Annotated in this window: 1 pseudogene; it reads right to left on the bottom strand. The window is 34.0% G+C overall.

Annotated elements, in window-relative coordinates:
* Positions 1-371: pseudogene (locus tag EMN46_RS19805) on the bottom strand (hypothetical protein); the annotation flags it as partial.

Below are 371 nucleotides of genomic sequence, written 5' to 3'. Positions count from 1 at the left end.
ATTAAATGAAAAGTGGAAATCTGACAATTCTGGCAAACCATTTAACACACGTGCGAACTGTCCATGAATTTCTGAAAGAGTTACCCCTCTAAGTAATGAGGTGTTAAGGACGCTTTCATTTTCAATGTCGGCTAATCGATTTGGCCATACTACTAAATCCTGAATAGCTTTAAGAAGGTTATGTTTAAAACCATCGCTTAATTTGCTGAGATTAACATAGTAGTCAATGCTTTCACCTAAGGAAAAAAACATTTCAGGGAGTTGACTGAATTTTTTATCTATTAATGAATAAGTGCTTACTTCTTCTTTTTGACCTACAAAACCAATTTTAACATTTCCGATATCGCATTTTTCACCATGCTCATCAAAGA

Source organism: Ancylomarina sp. 16SWW S1-10-2 (genome assembly GCF_009669305.1).
Lineage (GTDB): Bacteria > Bacteroidota > Bacteroidia > Bacteroidales > Marinifilaceae > Ancylomarina.
This window is presented reverse-complemented; position numbering and strand designations above follow the sequence as displayed.